We start from the raw sequence: 20,741 nt of genomic DNA on the forward strand, positions 1-20,741 counted from the left end.
GCGAAGGGCGCCCGGCGGATGGACCGCCGGGCGCCCGGCCGCGTGGTTACACGCGCGGCTTCTCCCGCATCTCGAACGTCTCGATGACGTCGTCGATGCGCAGGTCGCTGTAGCCGACCCCGATACCGCACTCGAAGCCCTCGCGGACCTCGGTCGCGTCGTCCTTGAAGCGGCGCAGCGACGAGACGGTGAGGTTGTCGGCCACGACCACGCCATCGCGGATGATCCTGGCCTTGCTGTTGCGCACGATGAGACCAGAACGGACCAGGCAACCACCGATGTTGCCGATCTTCGGCACCTTGAAGATCTCGCGGACCTCCGCGGTGCCCATCTGGACCTCTTCGAACTCGGGCTTGAGCATGCCCTTGAGCGCGGCCTCGATCTCCTCGATCGCCTGGTAGATGACCGAGTAGTAGCGGATGTCGACGCCCTCGCGCTCGGCCAGGTCGCGCGCCCGAGGCTCGGGGCGGACGTTGAAGCCGATGATGACGGCGTTCTCGTCGGCCATGGCCAGGTTGACGTCGTACTCGGTGATGGCGCCGACCGCGCGGTGCAGGACACGGAGCCTGACCTCGTCGCCGACGTCGATCTTGAGCAGAGCGTCTTCCAGGGCCTCGACCGAACCGGACACGTCACCCTTGATGATGAGCTTGAGCTCGTCGACGCGGCCCTTCTCGAGGTCGCTGAACAGCTCCTCGAGGGTGCGGCGACGGCTCGACTTCGCCATGTCGGCACTGCGCTTGCGCGCCGCGCGCTGCTGGGCGATCTGCCGGGCCATCCGGTCGTCGGTGACCACGATGAAGTTGTCACCGGCGCTCGGCACGGCCGTCAGACCCATCACCAGGACGGGGCAGGACGGCGGGGCCTCCTCGACCGGGTCGCCGTTGTCGTCGAGCATCGCCCGGACGCGGCCGAAGGCCTCGCCACAGACGATGGAGTCGCCGACGCGCAGCGTGCCGCGCTGGACCAGGACGGTCGCGACCGGACCGCGGCCCTTGTCGAGCCTGGCCTCGATCGTGATGCCCTGCGCGTCCATCGTCGGGTTGGCCCGCAGGTCGAGCTCGGCGTCCGCGGTGAGCAGGATGGCCTCGAGCAGGTTCTCGATGCCGGTCCCCTCGCGGGCGGAGATGTCGACGAACAGCGTCGAGCCGCCGAACTCCTCGGCCACCAGACCGTACTCGGTGAGCTGGGCACGGACCTTGTTCGGGTCTGCGCCCTCCTTGTCGATCTTGTTGACCGCGACCACGATCGGCACGTCGGCCGCCTGGGCGTGGTTCAGCGCCTCGATCGTCTGCGGCTTCACACCGTCGTCGGCCGCGACCACCAGCACCGCGATGTCGGTGGACTTGGCGCCTCGGGCACGCATGGCGGTGAACGCCTCGTGACCCGGGGTGTCGATGAAGGTGACCTTCCGGTCCTGGCCCTCGTGCTCCGTGGAGACCTGGTAGGCACCGATGTGCTGGGTGATGCCACCCGCCTCGCGCGCCGCCACGTTGGTCTTGCGGATGGCGTCGAGCAGCTTGGTCTTACCGTGGTCGACGTGACCCATGACGGTCACGACCGGCGGACGCGCGGCGAGGTCTTCCTCGTCGCCCTCGTCCTCGCCGAACTCGATGTCGAAGGACTCGAGCAGCTCGCGGTCTTCCTCCTCCGGGCTGACCACCTGGATGTTGTAGTCGAGCTCGGCACCCAGCAGCTGCAGCGTCTCCTCGTTGACCGACTGCGTGGCGGTCACCATCTCGCCGAGGTGCAGCATGATCTGCACCAGCGAGGCAGGGTTCGCACCGATGCGGTCGGCGAAGTCCGACAGCGAAGCCCCGCGCGGGAGCTTGATCGTCGCGCCGTTGCCGCGCGAGACCTGCACGCCGCCGATCGCCGGCGCCGACATGTTGTCGAACTCTTGACGCCTCTGCCGCTTGGACTTGCGGCCACGGGCAGGACGACCACCGGGACGGCCGAAGGCACCCGCGGTGCCGCCACCGCGGCCACGACCGCCGCCACCGGGACGGCCGGCGAAGCCGCCGCCACCGCCACCGGGACCACCGGTGCCCGTGCGCTGACCGGCGCCGCCACCGCCACCACCGGGACGACCGGCGAAACCGCCGCCGCCGCCACCGGGACGACCGCCGCCGCCACCACCGGGACGGCCACCGCCGCCACCGCCGGGACGACCGCCGCCGCCACCGCCACCCGGACGGCCTGCGCCGCCCGGACCCGCGGGACGACCCTGCGGCATCATCATCGGGTTCGGACGCGGACCACCGGGGCGAGGACCGCCCTGGCCGGGACCGGGACGCGGACCTGCGGCGCCGGGCGGACCCGGGCGCGGACCCGCGGGCCGGCCTTCGCCACCACGACCCTGCGGCGGGCGCGGCATGCCGCCCGGCGTCGGCGGGCCGTCGCGACGGTCACGCGGACCGGGAGCGCCGCCGTCACGACCGCCGTCACGGCCACCGGAACGCGGCGGACGCGACTGGCCCATGCCACTCGCGGTCGACGAGAACGGGTTGTTACCGGGACGCGGGCCGCGGGGACCCGGCTTGGGACCGGGACCGGGACGCGGACCGCCACCGGAGGGCGCGCCGGAACGCGGCGCACCGCCGCCGCCCTGGGCTCCCTGTCCACCCTGTCCACCCTGGCCGGCGGGACGCGGCGCGGGACCCGGCTTCGGGCCGGGACGCGCGGCGGGACCGGGACGCGGGCTCGGCGCGGCGGGACGCGTGCCGCTGTCGAAACGCGCCTGAGGGGCACCGGACTCCGGGCGGGCAGCCTCAGGCTGCTGCTGCGGGGTAGGAACCGGAGGCCGCGGGGTGCCCGCCGCGGGAACCGGACGCGGACCGGGCCGGGGACCCGGACCGGGACGCGGAACGGAAGATGTCGGCGCCTCTACGGCACCGCTGCCGGCCTGGCTTTCCGCCGGCCGGGGCGCAGCCCTTGGCGGCTGCGGCTTGGACGACGAACCGCCGCCCTTACTGGGCTTGACGCCCAGAGCTTCGGTGAGCCTGCGGACCACCGGCGCCTCGATGGTCGAGGACGCCGAACGGACGAACTCCCCCATCTCCTGGAGCTTGGCCATGACGACCTTGCTCTCGACGCCGAACTCCTTAGCGAGCTCGTATACCCGGACCTTCGCCACTGCACTCCCTTACTCGGCCCGGGAGGCTGGCAAATGCCGTCCGGACCGTCGCTACCTTGACGTCTTCATCGCCGCGTGCTCATCAGGCGCTCATAGCAATCTGACTCCGCCCATCAACTCGGCGTCCTACATGACATTTCGTGGTTCTCCTCTTCCAGGTGCGCTCGCACGCGCGACACGTCAAGCGGCCCCGGCACGCGGAACGCGCGCAGAAACGCTCGGCGACGCTCGGCAAGCTCGAGACAGCTCACGGCTGGATGCAGTGATGCACCCCGGCCGGGAAGCCGTCCGCGCAGGTCAGGGACCACATGGTCCTCGACCAGCACCAGGCGGAGCAGCTCGGACTTTGCCGCACGGACCCTACAGCCCACACAGGTGCGCTGTGGGGCCCCGCGAACACCATATTCCAGCTTACCGTGTTGACGCATCTACGGAACCGGCGGCATCTTCGGCCTGAATGTCAGGGCGGATGTCAATCCGCCACCCCGTGAGCCTCGCCGCGAGCCGGGCATTCTGCCCCTCTTTGCCGATGGCCAGCGAAAGCTGGTAGTCAGGCACGGTCACCCGGGCTACGCGCCCCTCCAGATCGAGAACATCCACCTTGGAAACGCGCGCGGGCGACAGGGCATTCCCCACGAACTCGCCGGGATCCTCGGACCAGTCGATGATGTCGATCTTCTCGCCGTGCAGCTCCGTCATCACGTTGCGCACCCGCGAGCCCATCGGGCCGATGCAGGCCCCCTTGGCGTTCACGCCGGATTTGCGGGACCTTACGGCAATCTTCGTCCGATGGCCGGCCTCGCGGGCGACCGCGGCGATCTCCACGGTGCCGTCGGCGATCTCCGGGACCTCCAGCGCGAAGAGCTTCTTCACCAGACCCGGATGCGTGCGCGACAGCGTGACCGACGGGCCCTTGTGGCCCTTCTTCACCTGCACCACGTAGGCGCGGATGCGCTCGCCGTGCACGTACTCCTCGCCGGGCACCTGCTCGTTGTGCGGCAGCACGGCCTCGATCTTGCCCAGGTCGACCAGCACCACCCGCGGGTCCTTGCCCTGCTGGATGACACCGGAGACCAGCTCACCCTCGCGGCTGGCGAACTCGCCGAAGTTGATCTCGTCCTCGGCGTCGCGCAACTGCTGCAGGATGACCTGCTTGGCGGTGGTGGCGGCGATCCGGCTGAAGTTGCCCGGAGTGTCGTCGTACTCCCTGACGACGTCGCCCTCGTCGTCCAGCTCGGCCGCCCAGATCGTGACGTGGCCGCTGCTGCGGTCGAGCTCGGCGCGCGCCTTCTGGGCCGCGCCCTCGGTACGGAAATAAGCGATCAGCAATGCGTCCTCGATCGCCTTGACGACCAGGTCGAAGGAGATGTCCTTCTCCCGCTCCAGGCTGCGCAGGACGCTCATGTCGATGTCCACGAGGCTCCCCCCCTCAGTCCTCGGCGTCCAACTGCCGGAACTCCACCTGCACCCGTCCACGGGCCAGGTCCTGATAGTCGATACGGCGCTCGTTGCCGTCGATCTCGAGCTCGACGCCGCTGTCGTCGGCGGAGCGTACGCGGCCGAGCACCTCGGAACCGTCTCGCATGTCGACCTTCACCAGCCGCTTGGCGGCACGCCTCCAGTGGCGCGGCTCCGTCAGCGGGCGGTCCACTCCTGGCGAGGAGACCTCGAGCGTGTAGGCGTGCTGGCCCATCACGTCGTCCTCGTCGAGGACCTGGGACACGGCCTGGCTCAACTCGGCCACGTCGTCCAGGCTCACGCCGCCGTCGCGATCGACGATCACGCGCAGCAGCCGTCTCTTGCCCGCCTGGGTGACCTTCACGTCCTCCAGGTCGAGGCCCTGCGCCTCGGCGACCGGCTCGAGGAGCTTCATCAGGTGGTCGCGGGATGATGCGCTGCCCATATCGACCTCCCCTATTGTCATGTCTCAGCCGGGCGGACCTCGCCCCTGGCTCCTCGTCGCCGAGCCGTACAGCCAGCGACGACAGTTGACACCCTATCTATACGCGGGCACGGAAAGAGCGCCACTCGGCACGGTCGAGTGGCGAGCCCTGCACCACGGCGGGGCCTGACACTGATGGGGGGCGCGAGCCCGTACCATGCTATCTGCGTCCACCAACCCGGAGGTCATTGCTCGTGCGCCCGCGTTCACCATCCCGGCGCGCCGTGCTCGCGGGCGGGGCGGCCGCCGCGGCTTTGACCGCATGCGGTACGGCGGGCCGGCCTGGGCCCGTGACGACGCCCACCCTCGACCCCGACGGGGTTCTGCTGCGGGAGCTGATCGCCGACAAGGAGCGCACGGTCGCGCTCTACACCACGCTCATCGACGCGGGGGCCGCCAAGCTCGTCCCCTTCCGCGACCGCCACCGGGCGCACCTGGCGGAGCTGCACAGGCGCTCCACCGATGCGGGCAAGCTGCCCACGGCCACGCCTTCACATTCCCCGAAGGTGTCACTGACCCGCCTGCGCGACGTCGAGCGCCGCGCGGCCGCCCTGCGCCCGCGCCAGATCGCCGGCGTCTCACCCGCACTGGCGCAGCTGGTGGCCAGCATCGGCGCCTGCGAAGCCGCGCACGCCATCGCCCTGCCGAGGTCTCTGTGAGCGACGTCGATCTGCTCCGCAAGGCCCTGTCGGCCGAGCACGCCGCCGTCTGGGCGTACGGTCTCGTCGGCGCCCGTACGACCGGCACCCTGCGCGCCCGCGCCGCCGCGGCCTTCGACGCCCACCGGGCCCGGCGCGACCAGCTGCGCACGCTCATCACCCAGCGCGGCGGCAAGCCCACCGAGGCCGAGCCCTCCTACGACGTCGACGTCCCCACCACGGCCACCCAGTCGGCCCGTCTGGCGGCCCACGTCGAGGACGGCATCACCGCCGCCTACCTCGAACTCACCTCGGCCACGGACCCCACTCTCCGCCGCTACGCCGCCACCGCCATGCAGGAATCCACCACTAGGTCCTACGCCTTCCGCCCCACCATCCCCCCTTTCCCCGGCATGCCCCCCACCCCAACCCCAACCCCCTCCCCCACCCACCCCAACGGCTAACCCGTCCTCCCGACGGCTCGGCGTGGAGTTCGGACGGCCGTAACGGCTGGAGGAAGTCTCCAGGCACCACGTCGAGACGATCTTCGGGAAGCACACTTCCCCGGAAAGAACTCTCCAGCCGCCGCGTCAGCGAGAAGACGCACGCCGAAAGTCGGCCCCCCATACGGCGGCCAACCCACAGGCGCCGGGGCGTCCCGACGGATCCCTCGCAGGGACCCGGAGACGTCCCCAGGCACCCCGCACCCACATGCCACCCCAGGGGAGCCCCTCCAGGCGCCGCGTCGGCGAGAAGGTGTACGGCGAAAGTCGGCGCCCCATACGGCGGCCAGCCACGGGCGCCGGGGCGAACGGGTCTCCCAGGGCACCGAGTCGTCCTCAGGCAGCTCCCGCAAGCTCAGGTCTTCCCCAGGGAAAGGCTCTCCAGGCGCCGCGTCGGCGGGACGATGTACGGCGAAGGTCGGCGCCCCATACGGCGGCCAACCCACAGGCGCGGGGCGTCCCACGGATCCCCGAAGGACCCGAGACGGGGGCCGGGGCAGGCGTGTCACGAAGCGCTGGGGCGGCGCTTCGGGGGGCGGGACAGGGGCCGGGGTAGGCGGGTCACGTAGCGCCGTGACGGCGGGTAAGCGGCTCCCTGTGAGGGCGAGGCCGGAGCCGCGCCGCCCGCCTATGACGGCGGGCGGCGGTTGGGGCGGCTTGCCGTACAGACCCCGAAGCAGGGCTGGCCGAACAGGTCGGCAGGCGCCGCAGACCCGAACAGGCCAGCGGGCGCCGCAGACAACGACGGCAGGCGAGACCGGCCCGAGTAGCTACCGAGAAGGGCCGGGTTGGCTCAGGAGGCGGTGGCGGACACGCGGTCGGCGAGTTCCGTCAGGGGGACCTCGGTCTTCTCGCCGGTGGCGCGGTCGCGGAGCTCGGCGACCCCCTGCGACAGGCCGCGCCCGATGACCACGATCGTCGGGATCCCGAGCAGCTCGGCGTCCTTGAACTTGACGCCGGGCGACACCGAGGGCCGGTCGTCGACGAGGACGCGCAGCCCTCGCGACGACAGCTCCTCGGCGAGCTGGACCGCCACCTCGACCTGGTTCTCCTTGCCCGTGCCCACGATGTGCACGTCGGCGGGCGAGACCTCGCGCGGCCACACGAGCCCCAGCGAGTCGTGGGCCTGCTCGGCGATGACCGCGACGGCGCGCGAGACGCCGATGCCGTAGGAGCCCATCGTGATGCGGATCGGCTTGCCGTCGGGGCCGAGCGCGTCGAGCTGGGCGGCGTCGGCGTACTTGCGGCCGAGCTGGAAGATGTGGCCGATCTCGATGCCGCGGTCGATCGACAGCGGCGAGCCGCAGCGGGGGCAGGGGTCACCCGCGCGCACCTCGGCGGCCTCGATCGTGCCGTCGGGCTCGAAGTCGCGCCCGGCCACGACGTGGGCGGCGTGCTTGCCGGGCACGTTGGCGCCCGTCACCCAGGCGCTGCCGGTGACCACGCGCGGGTCGACCAGGTAGCGGATGCCGAGCTCCTTCAGCACCTGCGGGCCGATGTAGCCCTTGACCAGGCCGGGGTGCTTGTCGAAGTCCTCGAAGATGGCGGGCTCGCCGGGGGCGAGGGCGGCCTCGAGGCGCTTGAAGTCGATCTCGCGGTCGCCGGGCACGCCGATGACGAGGGTCTCGGCCTTCTCGGAGCCGGGCGTGTGGATCGACACGACGACGTTCTTGAGCGTGTCGGCGGCCGTGATCGACATGCCGTGGTGCTCGTTGACGTAGTTGACCAGCGTCTCGATGGTTGGGGTGTCGGGCGTGTCCAGGACCTGCTGGGGCTCCAGTCCGTCGAGGGACCTGGCCGCGGGCGCGGGCGTGGTGACGGCCTCGGCGTTGGCCGCGTAACCGCAGGAGCGGCAGGCCACGAACGTGTCCTCGCCGGTGGGCGCGGGCGCCAGGAACTCCTCGGAGGCCGAGCCGCCCATCGCGCCCGACTGGGCGAAGACGATCTTGTACTGGATGCCGAGGCGGTCGAAGGTCCTGATGTAGGCCTCGCGGTGCTGCTCGTAGGAGCGCTTGAGGCCGTCGTCGTCGAGGTCGAAGGAGTAGGAGTCCTTCATCAGGAACTCCCGCCCGCGCAGGATGCCCGCCCGGGGCCTGGCCTCGTCGCGGTACTTGGTCTGGATCTGGTAGAGCGTGACCGGGTAGTCCTTGTAGGAGGAGTATTCCCCCTTGACCATGTCGGTGAAGAGCTCCTCGTGGGTGGGGCCGAGCATGTAGTCGACGCCCTTGCGGTCCTTGAGCCGGAAGAGCGTGTCACCGTACTCGGTCCAGCGGCCGGTGGCCTCGTAGAACTCCCTGGGCAGCAGGGCGGGGAAGAGCACTTCCTGGCCGCCCATCCGGTTCATCTCCTCGCGGACGATCCGGGTGACGTTCTCCAGGACGATCTTGCCGAGGGGCAGCCAGGAGTAGATGCCCGGCGCCACGCGGCGGACGTATCCGGCGCGGACCAGGAGCTTGTGGCTCGGGACTTCCGCGTCTGCCGGGTCGTCCCGCAGGGTGCGAAGAAACAACGACGACATGCGCAGCAACACGGCTACTCCTTGCTCGAACCCGGATGTGGAGGATTACAGGCTATCGAGTTCCCCGCCCGGTCTGGCGAAATATTCACGCGGCGAGCAGCCACCAGGCCGGTCCGATGATCAACAGCGCGTATCCCAGGGCCCGCAGGCGGCCGGTGAGGCCGGTCCGCAGCATCGGAGCGACCGCCAGGCTGAGCGCGCCGATCAGGATCGCGGGCACGGGCCAGAAGTTCGCGTCGTAGTCGAGGAACCCCGGTGTGGCCCGGTCGATGACGTCCACGATCAGCAGCCCGGCGGTCACGCCCGCGGCCGCGTCGCCCCAGCGGTCGGCGCGCCGCGCCAGGTGGCCGAGCAGCCCCATGGACACCACCAGGGCGATCAGCAGGTTCATCGCCTTGGGTCCGCCCTCGACCAGGTCGATGTCGAGCCGGCCGAAGCAGGCCAGCACCCCCATGCCGGCCACGAGCGAGGAAGCCGTGGACAGGAACGTGGTCAGCAGCGCCCAGTAGAAGCCCGCCGCCGTGGCGCCGATGTAGATGGACAGCCCGAGGTAGGCGTAGGGGTCGAAGTACTGGGCGAGGCCGCGCAGGCCCCACTCGTCGATGAGCGTGCCGGTGATGCCCACGGCCAGCCCGGCGAAGAAGGCGATCAGGATGTGCCGCTGTATGCCGAGCAGCCGACGGTCGTATTCGGCGTAGTCGGCATACTCGAGCGCGGTCTCCTGGTTCATCGCGCCATAACAGTATGTTGCGTTACAGATAAGGCAAATTTCGGTTGACCAATATCTGACCAAAGCAATCGCTTGGTTAAGGTGGTCCCCATGGACGAGCTCCGCGACGCCGTGCGCTCCTACCTGACCGACCGCAAGGGCGCCTCCTGGCGGGCCTTCGCGCACGAACTGGGCGTCGCGGGCCTGGCCGTCCCCGAGGAGTACGGCGGCGCCGGCGCGGGACCCGCCGAGGTGGCGGTCGTGGCCGAGGAACTCGGCAGGACGCTGTCGCCTCACCCCTTCCTCCAGACGGCCGTGCTGGCCGTGGAGTCGCTCAAGGCGGGCGGCGACGAGGCGGCGATGGCGCGCCTGCTGCCGGGGATCGCTGAGGGATATGTCACAGCCACCGTGGTGGAATCATCCGGCATCTCACTACGCAACGGACGGCTCACCGGCACCGCGGCATACGCGCTCGACGGCGAGGTCGTGCTCGTCCGGGTGGGCGACCGCCTGGTGGAGGCCACGCCGACGCGACGCACGCCGTACCGGATGATGGACGAGAGCAGGCCGCTGGCCGAGTTCGCCTTCGACGACGTCGAGGTACGGCCGGCCGGAGCGGCGAGCGGGCGGGCGCGGGGTCTGGGGATCGCGGCGCTGGCGGCCGAGCAGGTGGGCGGGGCGGCGCGGTGCCTGGAGATGGCCGTCGAGCACGCCAGGCGGCGCCACCAGTTCGGGCGGCCGATCGGGTCGTTCCAGGCGATCAAGCACCGGCTGGCGGACCTGCTGCTGCTGGTCGAGTCGGCCAGGTCGGCGGCGCTGGCGGCGTGGCACTCGCCGGCGAACGCGGCGATCGCGGGCTCGTACTGCACCGAGGCGTACCTGACCGCGGCGGGCGAGAACATCCAGATCCACGGCGGCATCGGGATCACCTGGGAGCATCCCGCGCACCGCTACTTCAAGCGGGCCACCTCCGACGCCCAGCTCTTCTGCCCGCCGCGGGCGCACAGGGCACGGCTAGCCGCCGAGCAGCTCTTCCCAGGGATGGCGGGCGTTGGTCGGCCGTGAGGTGTCCAGCGCCTCTGCCAGGCGCCACAGGCCGGGCGTGGAGCGCACCCTGTCGCGCCCCAGCGGGTCGATGGCGCGCAGCTCGAAGCGCACGCCCATGACGTCGAGCACGGCCGCGGTGGAGCCGCCGGGGCCCGCGGGCGTGACCAGGCTGCCCTCGAAGCCGGGGTCGCGCACCTGCTCGGCCAGTAAGGCGGCCACCTCGGAGGCGTAGGGGCCGTCGCGCCACTCGATGTGCCAGCTGTGGTCGGCGCCGCGCCACCAGGTCAGGTCGCGGCACGACTCGATGAACTCGGCCTCGGTCGACAGCGCGGCCATCACCCGGCCGAACGCCTCGTAACGGCGCGCGCTCGTGAGCGACAGCTCGTCGTCCCCCATGCCTCGGAGCGTGCCATCTTTCGGCCGCCGCGGCGCGTGCTTTCGCCTCACGAGCATCCACTCTGATCGTCAACGCGCCCTTCACGCAAGTGCTTGGCGCTGGTAGCCTTACCAAGCGAGCGCTTGGTTTATTAGGAGGATGGATGCGGGTCAGCCTGGGATATGAGCTGGAGGTCCGCGGGCGCACCCGCGAGGTCGAACAGCGGGCTTTCCAGAACGTGATCGACCAGGTCGTGCTCGGCGACGAGTTGGGCTTCGACACCGCCTGGTTCGTGGAACACCACTTCACCAGGGGTTTCTCGCACTCCTCCGCGCCCGATCTGGTGCTGGCGGCGATATCCCAGCGGACGACCCGGATCCACCTCGGGCTCGGCGTGGTGCTGCTGCCGTTCCAGTCGCCGATCAGGACCGCCGAGCGGGTGGCCACGCTGGACGTGCTGAGCGGCGGCAGGGTGGAGTTCGGCACGGGGCGCGGGGCGTCCCCGCTGGAGTACCAGGCGTTCCAGCGGCCCTTCGAGAAGTCGCGGCAGATCTGGGAGGACTCGCTCGAGGCCACGCTGGCCATCTGGCAGGCCGACGGCGAGCCGATCCAGCGTTCCAACGAGTTCTTCGAGATCCCCGACGTGGCGGTGTACCCGCGTCCCGCCCAGGTGCCGCACCCGCCCGTCTGGGTGGCCTCCACCTCGCTCGAGGGGTACCTGGCCGCCGCCAGGCATGGCTACAACCTGCTCGGGATGACGATGCTCAAGGGCATCGACGACGTCGCCGCCGACATCGCGAAATATCGGCAATGTCTGGCGGACAGCGGCTTCGACCCCGCGACGAGGCGGGTCGCCCTGATGATCCCCTGGTACGTCGGCCAAGCCCGCGACGAGGCCACCGACGCCGTGCTGTGGTACATCCGCCGCCAGGTCAACCTGGTCACCCCGCCCGACTACTACGACGCCAGGCACGCCACCCACCGCGTGCTCGGCCAGCTGGCCGCCGGGATGCCGCCCGAGGAGGCGATGGCCACGCTGCGCGAGCACCTGATGGTCGTGGTGGACGACGTGGAGGGCTCGCGCAAGGCGGTGGCCCGCATCGCCGAGGCAGGCGCCACGGACCTGATCCTGCAGTGCCAGGTGGGCGGCCTGGCGCACGATCACGTCCGCGATTCGATGACCACGTTCATGACCGAGGTGATGCGCTGATGCGCTGGCTGACCCGCGACGACCTGGCCGCCGCCGGACGCACCGCCACCGGCCTGCTGCTGGTCCCCTCAGATGTCTCCAGCGTCTTCCCGGTGGGCTCCGACGACCGGACGGCCGCCGCCGGGCTGACCGGGGCCGCGCTGCAGGCCGCCGGGGTGGGCGAGCGCGACAGGGTCGTGGTGGCGCTGTCGGAGCCGGCGGGACCGCTGTGGGCCACGGCGGCCGCGGACGTGGCCGGCGCCGCGGCGTCGGTGGGCCCGCGCGGCCGGATGCGGCTGCACCACGCGCTCACCGCGCTGAAGGCGACCACGCTGGTGGCCACCCCGACGGGCGCGATGGACTTCCTCGCCAGGCTGCATCTGGAGTTCCTGCTGGATCCGCTGGATCTGGGGCTGCGGCACATCGTGCTGACCGGGGAGATCGCCTCGAAGCGGACGCTGACCCATCTGGCGGGCGAGTTCGACGCCTCGGTGAGCGAGGTGTACGCCAGCCCCTTCAGCGGCGGCGCGCTGGCCTGGCGCACCGCCGAGGACGAGCCGCTGACGCCGCTGGTGGACGGCGTGCTCCAGGTCGCCGCCCTGGCCAAGGACGAGCTCGTGGAGGGCGACGGCGAGCTGGTCATCACCCCCTACGTGCACTCCTCGCTGGGCGACGCCGTACTGCGGACCGGGCAGGTCACGCGCGGCTTCCACGCGCCGGCGCACACCGTCGGCGAGCACGTGCTGGTGCGCGGCGTGTGGCTGTCACTGCCGCGCCTGGAGAAGGCGCTGGCCAAGATCGACGGCGTGTCCACGTGGGAGCTGACGATCAGCCGCCAGGGCACGCTGGACGCGGCGGTACTCACGGTCACCTTCACCAGGGAGAGCCTGGTCGGCAACCCGATGTGGCGCTCCAGGATCCAACAGGCGCTCCAGACGCTGACCCCGATCTCGATCGGCGTGGAGATCGCGCAGGAGGTCTCGGAGACGAGCTCCCCCGGCGTGCTGAACGACCTGCGCGGCCACCACCTGGGCCGCGACCGTGCCCTCATCACCTAGGAGCGCCATGCAGCCGGTGCCCGACTGGGGAACCCTCCCCCGCATGCTGCGTGACCAGGCCCGACGCCACCCTGACAGCGCGGTGGTGGAGGACAGGCCGATGGCCTGGCTGCGCGAGCGCGCCGCCGCGGTGGCGCGCGGGCTGATCGCGCTGGGCGTCGAGCCGGGAGACCGGGTGGCGCTGTGGGGGGTGAACGACCCGTACTGGGTGATCCACGCCCTGGGTATCTGGGACGCGGGAGCGGTGATCGTGCCGCTCTCGTCCCGCTTCAAGGGCATCGAGGCGTCCGGGCTCATCGCCAAGACCGGCACCCGCGTCCTGATCACCGGCGCGGGACCGCACGGCTCGGTGCTGGCCGACCTGCTGCCGTGGGACGTGGAGCTGCGCCACGTGGTGGTGCCGGACGATCACGCGGTACGGCAGGCCGAGCCCCTGGCCCCGGCACGGCTCACCGCGGCCAGGCTGCTCGCGCTCGGCGAGAGCGTCCCCGTGGCTGCGGCCGAGGAGCGGGCCCTGGCTGTACGGCCGGACGACCTGTGCGAGATCATGTCGACCTCCGGCACGACCGGCACGCCCAAGGGCGTCATGCTCGACCACGCCCAGGTGCTGCGCGGCTACTGGGACTGGGCGGAGATCGTGACCCTGGGCGCGAACGACCGCTACCCGGTCATCGCGCCCTTCAGCCACGGTTTCGGGCTCAACGCCGGGCTCATCGCGTGCGTGCTGCGGCGGGCCACGATGCTGCCGATCCCGGTGTTCTCGCCCGACGGGCTGATGTCGCTGATCTCCTCGCAGCGGGTCAGCATCCTGGCGGGCCCGCCCACGCTGTTCTACCGGGTGCTCGACGAGCTCGACCGGGGCTCGTGGGACGTCTCGTCGCTGCGGGTGGCGATCTGCGGCGCCGCCTCGGTGCCGCCCCGGCTGATCGAGCGGCTGGCCGTCGGCGTCGGACTGGAACGCATGATCAACGCCTACGGCCTGATGGAGGGCACCGTGGTGTCCATGACCCGTCAGGGCGACCCGATCGAGGTGATCGCCGGCACCACGGGCCGCCCGGTGCCCGGCATCGAGGTGAGGATCGTCGACGACGCCGGCAAGCAGGTCCCCGCCGGGGAACGCGGCGAGGTGCTCCAGCGCGGCTACGGCGTGATGCGCGGCTACTGGGGCGAGCCGGACAAGACCGCCGAGACCGTCGACGCCGACGGCTGGCTCCACACCGGCGACATCGGCGTCCTGGACGCGGCGGGCAATCTGGCCATCGTGGACAGGAAGAAGGAGCTGTTCATCGTCAACGGCTTCAACGTCTCCCCCGCCGAGGTCGAGTCGCTGCTGCTGCGCGAGGGCTCGCTCGAGCAGGCCGCCGTGGTCGGCAGGCCCGACGAGGTCGCCGGCGAGGCCGGCTGGGCCTACGTCGTGCCCAGGGCAGGCGTCACCCTCGACGTCGAGGGTCTGCTCGCGTGGGCCAAGGCCAACATGGCCGGCTACAAGGTGCCCCGCCGGGTGATCGTGGTCGACGCGCTGCCCGTCAACGCCAACGGAAAAGTCGACAAGCAGGCGCTGCGCGAGAGGTAGCGTGGAGGTGCGCCTTCTCTGCACCTGGAGCCCGCCCATGCTGCGCCTGCTGGCCGGAGAGGCCGCACGCCGGTTCGGGGCTCGCGCGGCGGTCGTCACCGGCACCACGTGTCTGTCGTTCGCCGCGCTCGATCGCCTGTCCGACGAGGTGGCCGCGGGGATGGCCCACCGCGGCGTCCGGATCGGCGACGTGGTCGTCCTGGCGCTGCCCGACGGCCCCGAGTTCGTCATCTGCTATGTGGCCGCCGCCAAGCTGGGCGCCATCACCGCGGGCATCGGCACGAAACGCCCTGGCCTGCTGGCCGCGCTCGACCCGGCGATCGTCGTCGCCGGCCCCCGTGTCCTGCCGCCGTTACCCGGTCTCGACGTGGTGACCCTCCCGCTCGATGCCCGCGATCCCCTGCGGCGGTTGACGGGGCTGCGCAGGCAGGAGCGCCCGCCGCCGCCGTTCCCGCCCGATCCCGGCAGGCCCGTGGTGATCACGTTCACCGCCGGGCGCACCGGGCCGCCCAAGGCGGCCGTGTTCGCCAACCGGCAACTGGCGGCGATCAGGGCGCGGGGCGCCGGGCCGCGGTGGGGCCAGGGCGAGGCGCGCCTGGTGGCGGTCCCGCTCGGGCACCTGGCCTTCGCCACCCGCCTGCCGGTCTATTTGCAGGCGGGCAGGACCTGCCATGTGCTTCCCGAGTGGAATCCCGAGGCGGCGCTGCGGGTGATGCGCGACTTCGGCCTCGGCGTGCTGCAGGGGAGCCCGCGGCAGCTGGCCGCGATCCTGTCCTGCGACGGCGCGCTGCCCGACCTGGAGCTCGTCCTGTCCAGCGGCGCTCCCGCCACGCCCGGGCTGATCAGGACGCTGCGCGACAGGTACGGCGTGCCCGTCTGCAACCGCTACGTCTGCACCGAGGCCGGCCTCGGGCTCGGCACCCGGCCGGAGGACCCGCCCGAGGACGCCGAGGTGAGCGTGGGCCGGCCGCGTCCCGGCGTGGACGTGTCGGTCAGGGCGCCGGACGGGCTCGCGCTCCCGCCGGGCCAGACCGGCGAGATCCATCTCCGCTCCCCGGCCGTCATGTCCGGATATTTAGGGAGATCAAGCAGTCGGACGCTCACCCGCGACGGCTACGTCCGCACCGGCGATACGGGCTACGTGGATTCCCTCGGCCGCCTGCGACTGGCGTGATCGTGGTCACGGCGGCTGGCGGTGGGGCCGCTCGCCGTACAAGATGAAAGAACCATGATCTGGGCAGTATCGCCTGGGAGGTACGGATGGCGTTGCGCGTGGCGGTCGTCGGGTCGGGACCCGCGGGGCTCTACACGGCCGAGGCTCTCATCAAGCAGGCGCAGGATCCCGTGGAGATCGACGTGCTCGAGCGGCTGCCGACGCCGTACGGGCTGGTCAGATACGGGGTCGCGCCCGACCACACCTCGATCAAGTCGATCGCCAACTACCTGCGCAAGGTGCTCGAGCTGCCCCAGGTGCGCTTCCTCGGCGGGGTGACGCTCGGCGAGCACCTGTCCGTGGAGGACCTGCTGGCCTGCTACGACGCCGTCGTCTACTGCACGGGCGCGATGGTCGACCGGCACCTGAACATCCCCGGCGAGAACCTGCCGGGCAGCGTGGCCGCCACCGACTTCGTCAACTGGTACTGCGGCCACCCCGACGTGCCCACCGACCGGTTCACGCTCGACAGCCCCGAGGTCGCGGTGATCGGCGTGGGCAACGTGGCCGTGGACGTGGTGCGCGTCCTGGCCAAGACGGCCGACGAGCTGAGCTCCACCGACGTGCCGCACGACGTGCTGGAGCGGCTGGCGGGAAGCCAGGTCAAGGCCATCCACATGATCGGGCGGCGCGGGCCCGAGCACGCCAAGTTCACCCTGAAGGAGCTGCGGGAGCTGGGCGAGCTGGCCAACGCCGACGTGTGCGTGCGCCCCGACGAGGCGGTCGTGCTCGGCGCCGACTTCCCCCGGCAGATCCGCGGCAACATCGACGTGCTGCAGTCGTGGGCGGCGCGCGAGCCGGTCGGGCGCCCGCGACGGCTGGACGTCCGCTTCTGGCTGCGGCCGGTGGAGATCCTGGGCAGCGAGCGGGTGGAGGGGCTCAGGCTCGAGCGCACCCGGCTGTCGGAGGAGGGCCGGGTGGTGGGCACGGGCGAGTTCGAGACGCTGCCGGTGGGCATGGTGCTGCGCTCGGTCGGCTACCAGAGCGTGCCGCTGCCCGGCGTGCCGTTCTCCACCGACACCATGACCGTGCCGAACCAGGCGGGCAAGGTCAAAGACCGCGAGTACGTGGCGGGCTGGCTCAAGCGCGGCCCGACCGGCGTCATCGGCACGAACAAGTCCGACGCCGCCGAGACCGTCCGCACGCTGCTGGCCGACCGTCCGGCTGGGCGCACCGCCGAGATCGACGATCTGCTGGCAGCGCGCGGCGTCACCCCGGTCAGCTACGCCGACTGGATGCGCATCGAGGAGGCCGAGGCGGAGCTGGCCCGCACGCTGGGCCGCGGTGAGCGCGTCAAGCTGGTCGGCCTGGAGGCGATGCGCGCGGCGTATCGGGGATGACCGCGTTCCACGAGCCGAGCAGCGCGAGCGCGGCCTCGGTCGCGCTGCCGGGCTCGGGCAGCAGCGTGATCAGCCGCTGACCGGGCGCCTCGGCCACCTCGAAGTGCTGGTAGCCCAGCTCCAGCTCGCCGATCAGCGGGTGGCGGAACCGCTTGACGCCGTGGGTGCGCATCTTGACGTCCCTGGCGGCCCACAGCCTGCGGAAGTCCTCGCTGCCCATCGACAGCTCGCCGATCAGCGTGGCCAGTCCCCTGTCGCCCGGGTACTGCCCGGCCGCCAGGCGCAGCTGGCCGACGGCGTCCCTGGCGATGGTCTCCCAGTCCTCGTACAGCTCGCGGCCGCTGGTGCTGAAGACGAACCTGGTGAGGTTCCGCACGTCGCCGGGGAACAGCGCCGAGGCCAGCGCGTTGGCCGCCAGCAGGTCCCCGCGATGGTTGACGATCATGGCGGGTGCCCGCTCGACCAGCGCGAGCAGCCGCAGCAGCTGCGGCCGTACCAGGTCCCCGCGCGGCCGCGCCGTACGGCGGGCGGGCCTTGCCAGGCGGCCCAGGTGGGCGCGCTCGACCTCGTCGAGGCGCAGCGCGCGGGCGATGGCGTCCAGCACCTCCTCCGAGGGCGCCGTCGAGCGGCCCTGCTCGAGCCGCACGTAGTACTCGACGCTGATCCCCGCGAGCAGCGCGACCTCCTCCCTGCGCAGCCCTGCCACGCGCCTGCGCGCCCCCGGCTCGAGGCCGGCGCTCTGCGGTGTCACGCGTGCCCTGCGCGACTTGAGGAAGCCCCCCAGATCATCCATGTCAGAAGTATGTCCGGCTTTGTCCATGTGAGGGTGGTCCTGCGAGTACCCCTATCCGCAGGGATCTGGGTACGGCACGGCCGCCCCGGCAAGCTGTTCCCACCAACCCCGTGAAAGGCGGAGACCATGTGCCACACCCACGACAGCCGTCCCCCGGCCGCACCGAACGCCGGCGAGATCGCCGAGCAGGGCCCGATCGAGCTCGTCTCGGCCGACGGCACCCGCGTGCGCGCCTACCGGGCGCGCCCCGCGGCGCCCAACGGCCGCAGCGTGGTGATCCTGCCGGACGTCCGCGGCCTGCATCCCTTCTACGAGGCGCTGGCCGGCCGCTTCGCCGAGGCGGGCTTCACCGCGATCGCGATCGACTACTTCGGCCGCCACACCGAGGTGCCCGAGGACATGTGGGCCCGCTTCGGTTTCATCCAGCACGATCACGTCAGGACCGACGTGGCCGCCGCCTTCGCCGAGCTCGACGGCCCCGTCTACACCGTGGGCTTCTGCGCGGGCGGCACCCAGTCCTGGCGCCAGGCCGCGGCCGGGCACCCGGGGCACGCCGGCGCGATCGGCTTCTACGGCATGCCGCACCTGGTCGAGGACGTGCTCGACGACATGCGGGTGCCGATGCTGCTGCTGATCGCCGGGAACGACGCGGCCACCGAGCAGGCGGAGTTCACCGCGTTCGCCGAGCGGCTGGCGGGGGCGGGCAAGCCGTACGAGATGAAGGTCTACGAGGGCGCGCCGCACTCCTTCTTCGACGTGGCGCACGAGCGGTGGCGCGAGGCCTGCGACGACGCCTGGGAGCGGGTGCTGCGCTTCACGGGCGCGATGTGACAATAGGGGCCATGCGCGTCACCATCGGGGATCCGGTCGTCGCGGGCTTCGCGGAAGCCCACCACCGCCAGCAGGCCCGCTATCCCGGTGGGACGCCGCCCTGGCAGCCGGTCCACACGATCTATGTGCCCGCCGACCGCTTCACCTCCTCGACCGTGGCCGAGTGGGGTGCCCAGGCGCTCGGGCTGCTGGAGGAGCACCTGCCGGCGGAGGCGCTGGCCGAGGTCTTCGGCGTTCCCGCCACGCTGGCGGGAGAGGTGCGCGCGCGGGTGGCCGCCAAGCTGGCCACCGAGCCGGTGGAGGACCTGCGGATCGATTTCGAGGACGGGTACGGCGTGCGGCCAGGCGCCGAGGAGGACACGCACGCCGAAGCGGCGGCCGAGGCCGTGGCGCGCATGCACGCCGCGGGCACGCTGCCGCGGCGGTGGGGGCTGCGGGTGAAGTCGTTCGCCGACGGCGACCCCGCGCGCTCGATCCGCACGCTCGACGGGTTCCTCACGGCGCTGGGCGAGCTGCCTCCCGGGTTCACCGTGACCTTCCCCAAGGTGCTGATGGAGGAATACCTGGGGCAGTTCAGCCAGGTGCTCGGACGGCTCTCGCAGGACTTGGGACTGCCGGAGCTGCGCTTCGAGATGCAGGTCGAGGCGCCGCAGACGCTGCATTTCCTGCGCCCTGAGCTGGATCCCCGGCTGTCGGCGGCGCACTTCGGCGTCTTCGACTACACCGCCGCGATCGGGCTGCCGCCGCACGAACAGCGCCTGGACCATCCGGCCTGCGACCACGCGCGCCACGTCATGCAGACCGCCTTCGCCGGCACCGGGATCGAGCTGTCCGACGGGTCGCTGGCCGCCTCGCCCGCCTCCTCCTCGCGCCACAACGTGCACGCGTTGTGGCGGCGTCATGCCGAGCTCGTCAGGCATTCCCTGCACCATGGGTTCTACCAGGGGTGGGACATGCACCCTTCGCACCTGGTGAGCCGCTTCGCCACGGTGTACACCTTCCACCTGGCCACCTACGACAAGTACCAGGCCAGGGTGAAGGCGTGGGAGGAACGGCGAGCGGCGGGCGACGGCGTCATGGACGAACCGGCCACGATCAAGACGCTGGCCGCCGCGCTCCACCGCGCCGACGCGGCCCTCGCCCTGCCTTCGCGCTAGTCGCGCTCGACGAGGGATCGCCAGTTGCGGACCAGGCGCCACTCGACGGGGTCCGACCAGCTCGCACGTACGGCGGAGCCGACGTGGAAGGCGCGGATGCCGTAGTCGAGCAGCGGGCCCACGTGCGAGGGCTTGAGCCCGCCGCCGGCCAGGACGATCGAGCCGTCGCCCGCCTCCGCACGGCCCTTGAGCACGGGCAGCCCGTTACCGACGCCCTGCGGCGAGCCGGAGGTCAGCACGGTGGCGAGGTTGGGCAGCAGCCGCACCGCCCGCCACGAGGCCTGCACGTCGGCGGCGTGGTCGACGGCGCGGTGGAACGTCCACGGCAGCGGCGACACGGCGTGGATGAGGGCCTCGGTGGCGGCCAGGTCCACCACGCCCGTGGTGTCGAGGAAGCCGAAGACGAACCCGGCGGCGCCCGCCTCGGCCAGTTCCTTGGCGTTGCGCCTGAGCCGGTCGAGCACGTCCGGGTCCGCGGTGAACGAGGCGTCACAGCGGAGCATCACCATCTGGGGGAGCGGGCATTCCGCCGCGATCGCGGCAACCGTCTCCGGGGCGGGGGTGAGGCCGTCGGCCGCCATGTCGGCGACGACCTCGAGCCGGTCGGCGCCGCCTTGCTCGGCGGCCACGGCGTCGCGCACGTTCAGCGCGATCACCTCGAGGAGGGATCCGGTCATGCAGGAGAGGTTATATGGTGCTCTGCCCCCTTCCGCACCAG

At 71.6% G+C, this 20,741-nt stretch carries 19 protein-coding genes; 10 read left to right on the forward strand and 9 right to left on the reverse strand.

Going from position 1 to position 20,741, the window contains the following annotated elements:
* Positions 1-46: 46 nt before the first annotated feature.
* From infB to rimP, 4 genes are all read right to left on the reverse strand, one after another.
* Positions 47-3,136 carry a translation initiation factor IF-2 gene (gene infB / locus ACIBHX_RS33735; protein ID WP_397071435.1) on the reverse strand — a complete coding sequence of 1,030 codons (3,090 nt, stop codon included), beginning with the start codon at positions 3,134-3,136 and terminating at the stop codon, positions 47-49.
* 113 nt (positions 3,137-3,249) lie between these two features.
* Positions 3,250-3,564 carry a YlxR family protein gene (locus tag ACIBHX_RS33740; RefSeq protein ID WP_397071436.1) on the reverse strand — a complete coding sequence of 105 codons (315 nt, stop codon included), beginning with the start codon at positions 3,562-3,564 and terminating at the stop codon, positions 3,250-3,252.
* On the reverse strand, positions 3,548-4,540 hold the full coding sequence (gene nusA, locus ACIBHX_RS33745) for a transcription termination factor NusA (RefSeq protein WP_397071599.1): 993 nt from the start codon (positions 4,538-4,540) through the stop codon (positions 3,548-3,550). Before nusA ends, ACIBHX_RS33740 begins: the two co-directional genes overlap by 17 nt.
* Positions 4,541-4,565: 25 nt before the next feature.
* Complete coding sequence (rimP, locus tag ACIBHX_RS33750; protein ID WP_397071437.1) at positions 4,566-5,039, reverse strand: ribosome maturation factor RimP; 474 nt, start codon at positions 5,037-5,039, stop codon at positions 4,566-4,568.
* A 329-nt stretch (positions 5,040-5,368) separates the two neighbouring features.
* On the opposite strand from rimP, the gene ACIBHX_RS33755 reads away from it, so the two are divergent.
* Together ACIBHX_RS33755 and ACIBHX_RS33760 are read left to right on the forward strand one after the other, a co-directional pair.
* A complete protein-coding gene (locus ACIBHX_RS33755) occupies positions 5,369-5,737 on the forward strand; it encodes a hypothetical protein (RefSeq protein ID WP_397071438.1) in 369 nt (122 codons plus the stop codon).
* Positions 5,734-6,180 (forward strand): ferritin-like domain-containing protein, encoded by a 447-nt coding sequence (locus ACIBHX_RS33760; RefSeq protein ID WP_397071439.1) that lies wholly within the window; start codon positions 5,734-5,736, stop codon positions 6,178-6,180. The genes ACIBHX_RS33755 and ACIBHX_RS33760 overlap by 4 nt, the downstream gene beginning before the upstream one ends.
* A gap of 832 nt (positions 6,181-7,012) precedes the next feature.
* On the opposite strand, the gene ACIBHX_RS33765 is transcribed toward ACIBHX_RS33760, so the two are convergent.
* Together ACIBHX_RS33765 and ACIBHX_RS33770 are read right to left on the reverse strand one after the other, a co-directional pair.
* Positions 7,013-8,749 carry a proline--tRNA ligase gene (locus ACIBHX_RS33765; protein WP_397071440.1) on the reverse strand — a complete coding sequence of 579 codons (1,737 nt, stop codon included), beginning with the start codon at positions 8,747-8,749 and terminating at the stop codon, positions 7,013-7,015.
* A 73-nt stretch (positions 8,750-8,822) separates the two neighbouring features.
* Positions 8,823-9,467: a hypothetical protein gene (locus ACIBHX_RS33770; protein ID WP_397071441.1), complete on the reverse strand. Its 645-nt coding sequence runs from the start codon at positions 9,465-9,467 to the stop codon at positions 8,823-8,825.
* Between the two features lie 90 nt (positions 9,468-9,557).
* Here ACIBHX_RS33770 and ACIBHX_RS33775 point away from each other — a divergent pair, with 90 nt between their 5' ends.
* Entirely contained in the window at positions 9,558-10,511 is a 954-nt protein-coding gene (locus ACIBHX_RS33775) for an acyl-CoA dehydrogenase family protein (RefSeq protein WP_397071442.1), read from the forward strand.
* Here the strand turns inward: ACIBHX_RS33775 and ACIBHX_RS33780 are convergent.
* Complete coding sequence (locus ACIBHX_RS33780; RefSeq protein WP_397071443.1) at positions 10,461-10,889, reverse strand: hypothetical protein; 429 nt, start codon at positions 10,887-10,889, stop codon at positions 10,461-10,463. The genes ACIBHX_RS33775 and ACIBHX_RS33780 overlap by 51 nt on opposite strands.
* A 143-nt stretch (positions 10,890-11,032) precedes the next feature.
* Between ACIBHX_RS33780 and ACIBHX_RS33785 the strand changes: the two genes are divergently transcribed.
* The 5 genes from ACIBHX_RS33785 to ACIBHX_RS33805 all read left to right on the forward strand — a co-directional run bounded on the left by ACIBHX_RS33785 (position 11,033) and on the right by ACIBHX_RS33805 (position 17,242).
* On the forward strand, positions 11,033-12,079 hold the full coding sequence (locus tag ACIBHX_RS33785) for an LLM class flavin-dependent oxidoreductase (protein ID WP_397071444.1): 1,047 nt from the start codon (positions 11,033-11,035) through the stop codon (positions 12,077-12,079).
* Positions 12,079-13,116, forward strand: coding sequence for a hypothetical protein (locus tag ACIBHX_RS33790; protein WP_397071445.1), 1,038 nt, complete (start codon positions 12,079-12,081; stop codon positions 13,114-13,116). Before ACIBHX_RS33785 ends, ACIBHX_RS33790 begins: the two co-directional genes overlap by 1 nt.
* Before the next feature lie 7 nt (positions 13,117-13,123).
* Positions 13,124-14,689: an AMP-binding protein gene (locus ACIBHX_RS33795; RefSeq protein ID WP_397071446.1), complete on the forward strand. Its 1,566-nt coding sequence runs from the start codon at positions 13,124-13,126 to the stop codon at positions 14,687-14,689.
* Between the two features lies 1 nt (position 14,690).
* Entirely contained in the window at positions 14,691-15,863 is a 1,173-nt protein-coding gene (locus tag ACIBHX_RS33800; RefSeq protein ID WP_397071447.1) for a class I adenylate-forming enzyme family protein, read from the forward strand.
* Positions 15,864-15,949: 86 nt separating this feature from the next.
* On the forward strand, positions 15,950-17,242 hold the full coding sequence (locus ACIBHX_RS33805; protein ID WP_397071448.1) for an FAD-dependent oxidoreductase: 1,293 nt from the start codon (positions 15,950-15,952) through the stop codon (positions 17,240-17,242).
* On the opposite strand, the gene ACIBHX_RS33810 is transcribed toward ACIBHX_RS33805, so the two are convergent.
* Positions 17,196-18,035: a helix-turn-helix transcriptional regulator gene (locus ACIBHX_RS33810; RefSeq protein ID WP_397071449.1), complete on the reverse strand. Its 840-nt coding sequence runs from the start codon at positions 18,033-18,035 to the stop codon at positions 17,196-17,198. The two genes, ACIBHX_RS33805 and ACIBHX_RS33810, sit on opposite strands and share 47 nt — an antisense overlap.
* A gap of 126 nt (positions 18,036-18,161) precedes the next feature.
* Here ACIBHX_RS33810 and ACIBHX_RS33815 point away from each other — a divergent pair, with 126 nt between their 5' ends.
* Entirely contained in the window at positions 18,162-18,866 is a 705-nt protein-coding gene (locus ACIBHX_RS33815) for a dienelactone hydrolase family protein (RefSeq protein WP_397071450.1), read from the forward strand.
* Between the two features lie 11 nt (positions 18,867-18,877).
* Entirely contained in the window at positions 18,878-20,023 is a 1,146-nt protein-coding gene (locus ACIBHX_RS33820) for a DUF6986 family protein (protein WP_397071451.1), read from the forward strand.
* On the opposite strand, the gene ACIBHX_RS33825 is transcribed toward ACIBHX_RS33820, so the two are convergent.
* Positions 20,020-20,700 (reverse strand): copper homeostasis protein CutC, encoded by a 681-nt coding sequence (locus tag ACIBHX_RS33825; RefSeq protein WP_397071452.1) that lies wholly within the window; start codon positions 20,698-20,700, stop codon positions 20,020-20,022. The two genes, ACIBHX_RS33820 and ACIBHX_RS33825, sit on opposite strands and share 4 nt — an antisense overlap.
* Positions 20,701-20,741 lie beyond the last annotated feature (41 nt).

It is taken from the genome of Nonomuraea sp. NPDC050536 (assembly GCF_044457685.1).
Taxonomy (GTDB): Bacteria; Actinomycetota; Actinomycetes; order Streptosporangiales; family Streptosporangiaceae; genus Nonomuraea.

Coding starts and splice junctions, on each gene's coding strand:
- ACIBHX_RS33820 (WP_397071451.1), top strand. CDS start 18,878: ATGCGCGTCACCATCGGGGATCCGGTCGTCGCGGGCTTCGCGGAAGCC.
- rimP (WP_397071437.1), bottom strand. CDS start 5,039: ATGGGCAGCGCATCATCCCGCGACCACCTGATGAAGCTCCTCGAGCCG.
- ACIBHX_RS33770 (WP_397071441.1), bottom strand. CDS start 9,467: ATGAACCAGGAGACCGCGCTCGAGTATGCCGACTACGCCGAATACGAC.
- ACIBHX_RS33790 (WP_397071445.1), top strand. CDS start 12,079: ATGCGCTGGCTGACCCGCGACGACCTGGCCGCCGCCGGACGCACCGCC.
- ACIBHX_RS33825 (WP_397071452.1), bottom strand. CDS start 20,700: ATGACCGGATCCCTCCTCGAGGTGATCGCGCTGAACGTGCGCGACGCC.
- ACIBHX_RS33815 (WP_397071450.1), top strand. CDS start 18,162: ATGTGCCACACCCACGACAGCCGTCCCCCGGCCGCACCGAACGCCGGC.
- ACIBHX_RS33785 (WP_397071444.1), top strand. CDS start 11,033: ATGCGGGTCAGCCTGGGATATGAGCTGGAGGTCCGCGGGCGCACCCGC.
- ACIBHX_RS33810 (WP_397071449.1), bottom strand. CDS start 18,035: ATGGATGATCTGGGGGGCTTCCTCAAGTCGCGCAGGGCACGCGTGACA.
- ACIBHX_RS33780 (WP_397071443.1), bottom strand. CDS start 10,889: ATGGGGGACGACGAGCTGTCGCTCACGAGCGCGCGCCGTTACGAGGCG.
- ACIBHX_RS33775 (WP_397071442.1), top strand. CDS start 9,558: ATGGACGAGCTCCGCGACGCCGTGCGCTCCTACCTGACCGACCGCAAG.
- ACIBHX_RS33805 (WP_397071448.1), top strand. CDS start 15,950: ATGGCGTTGCGCGTGGCGGTCGTCGGGTCGGGACCCGCGGGGCTCTAC.
- ACIBHX_RS33795 (WP_397071446.1), top strand. CDS start 13,124: ATGCAGCCGGTGCCCGACTGGGGAACCCTCCCCCGCATGCTGCGTGAC.
- ACIBHX_RS33740 (WP_397071436.1), bottom strand. CDS start 3,564: ATGCGTCAACACGGTAAGCTGGAATATGGTGTTCGCGGGGCCCCACAG.
- nusA (WP_397071599.1), bottom strand. CDS start 4,540: ATGAGCGTCCTGCGCAGCCTGGAGCGGGAGAAGGACATCTCCTTCGAC.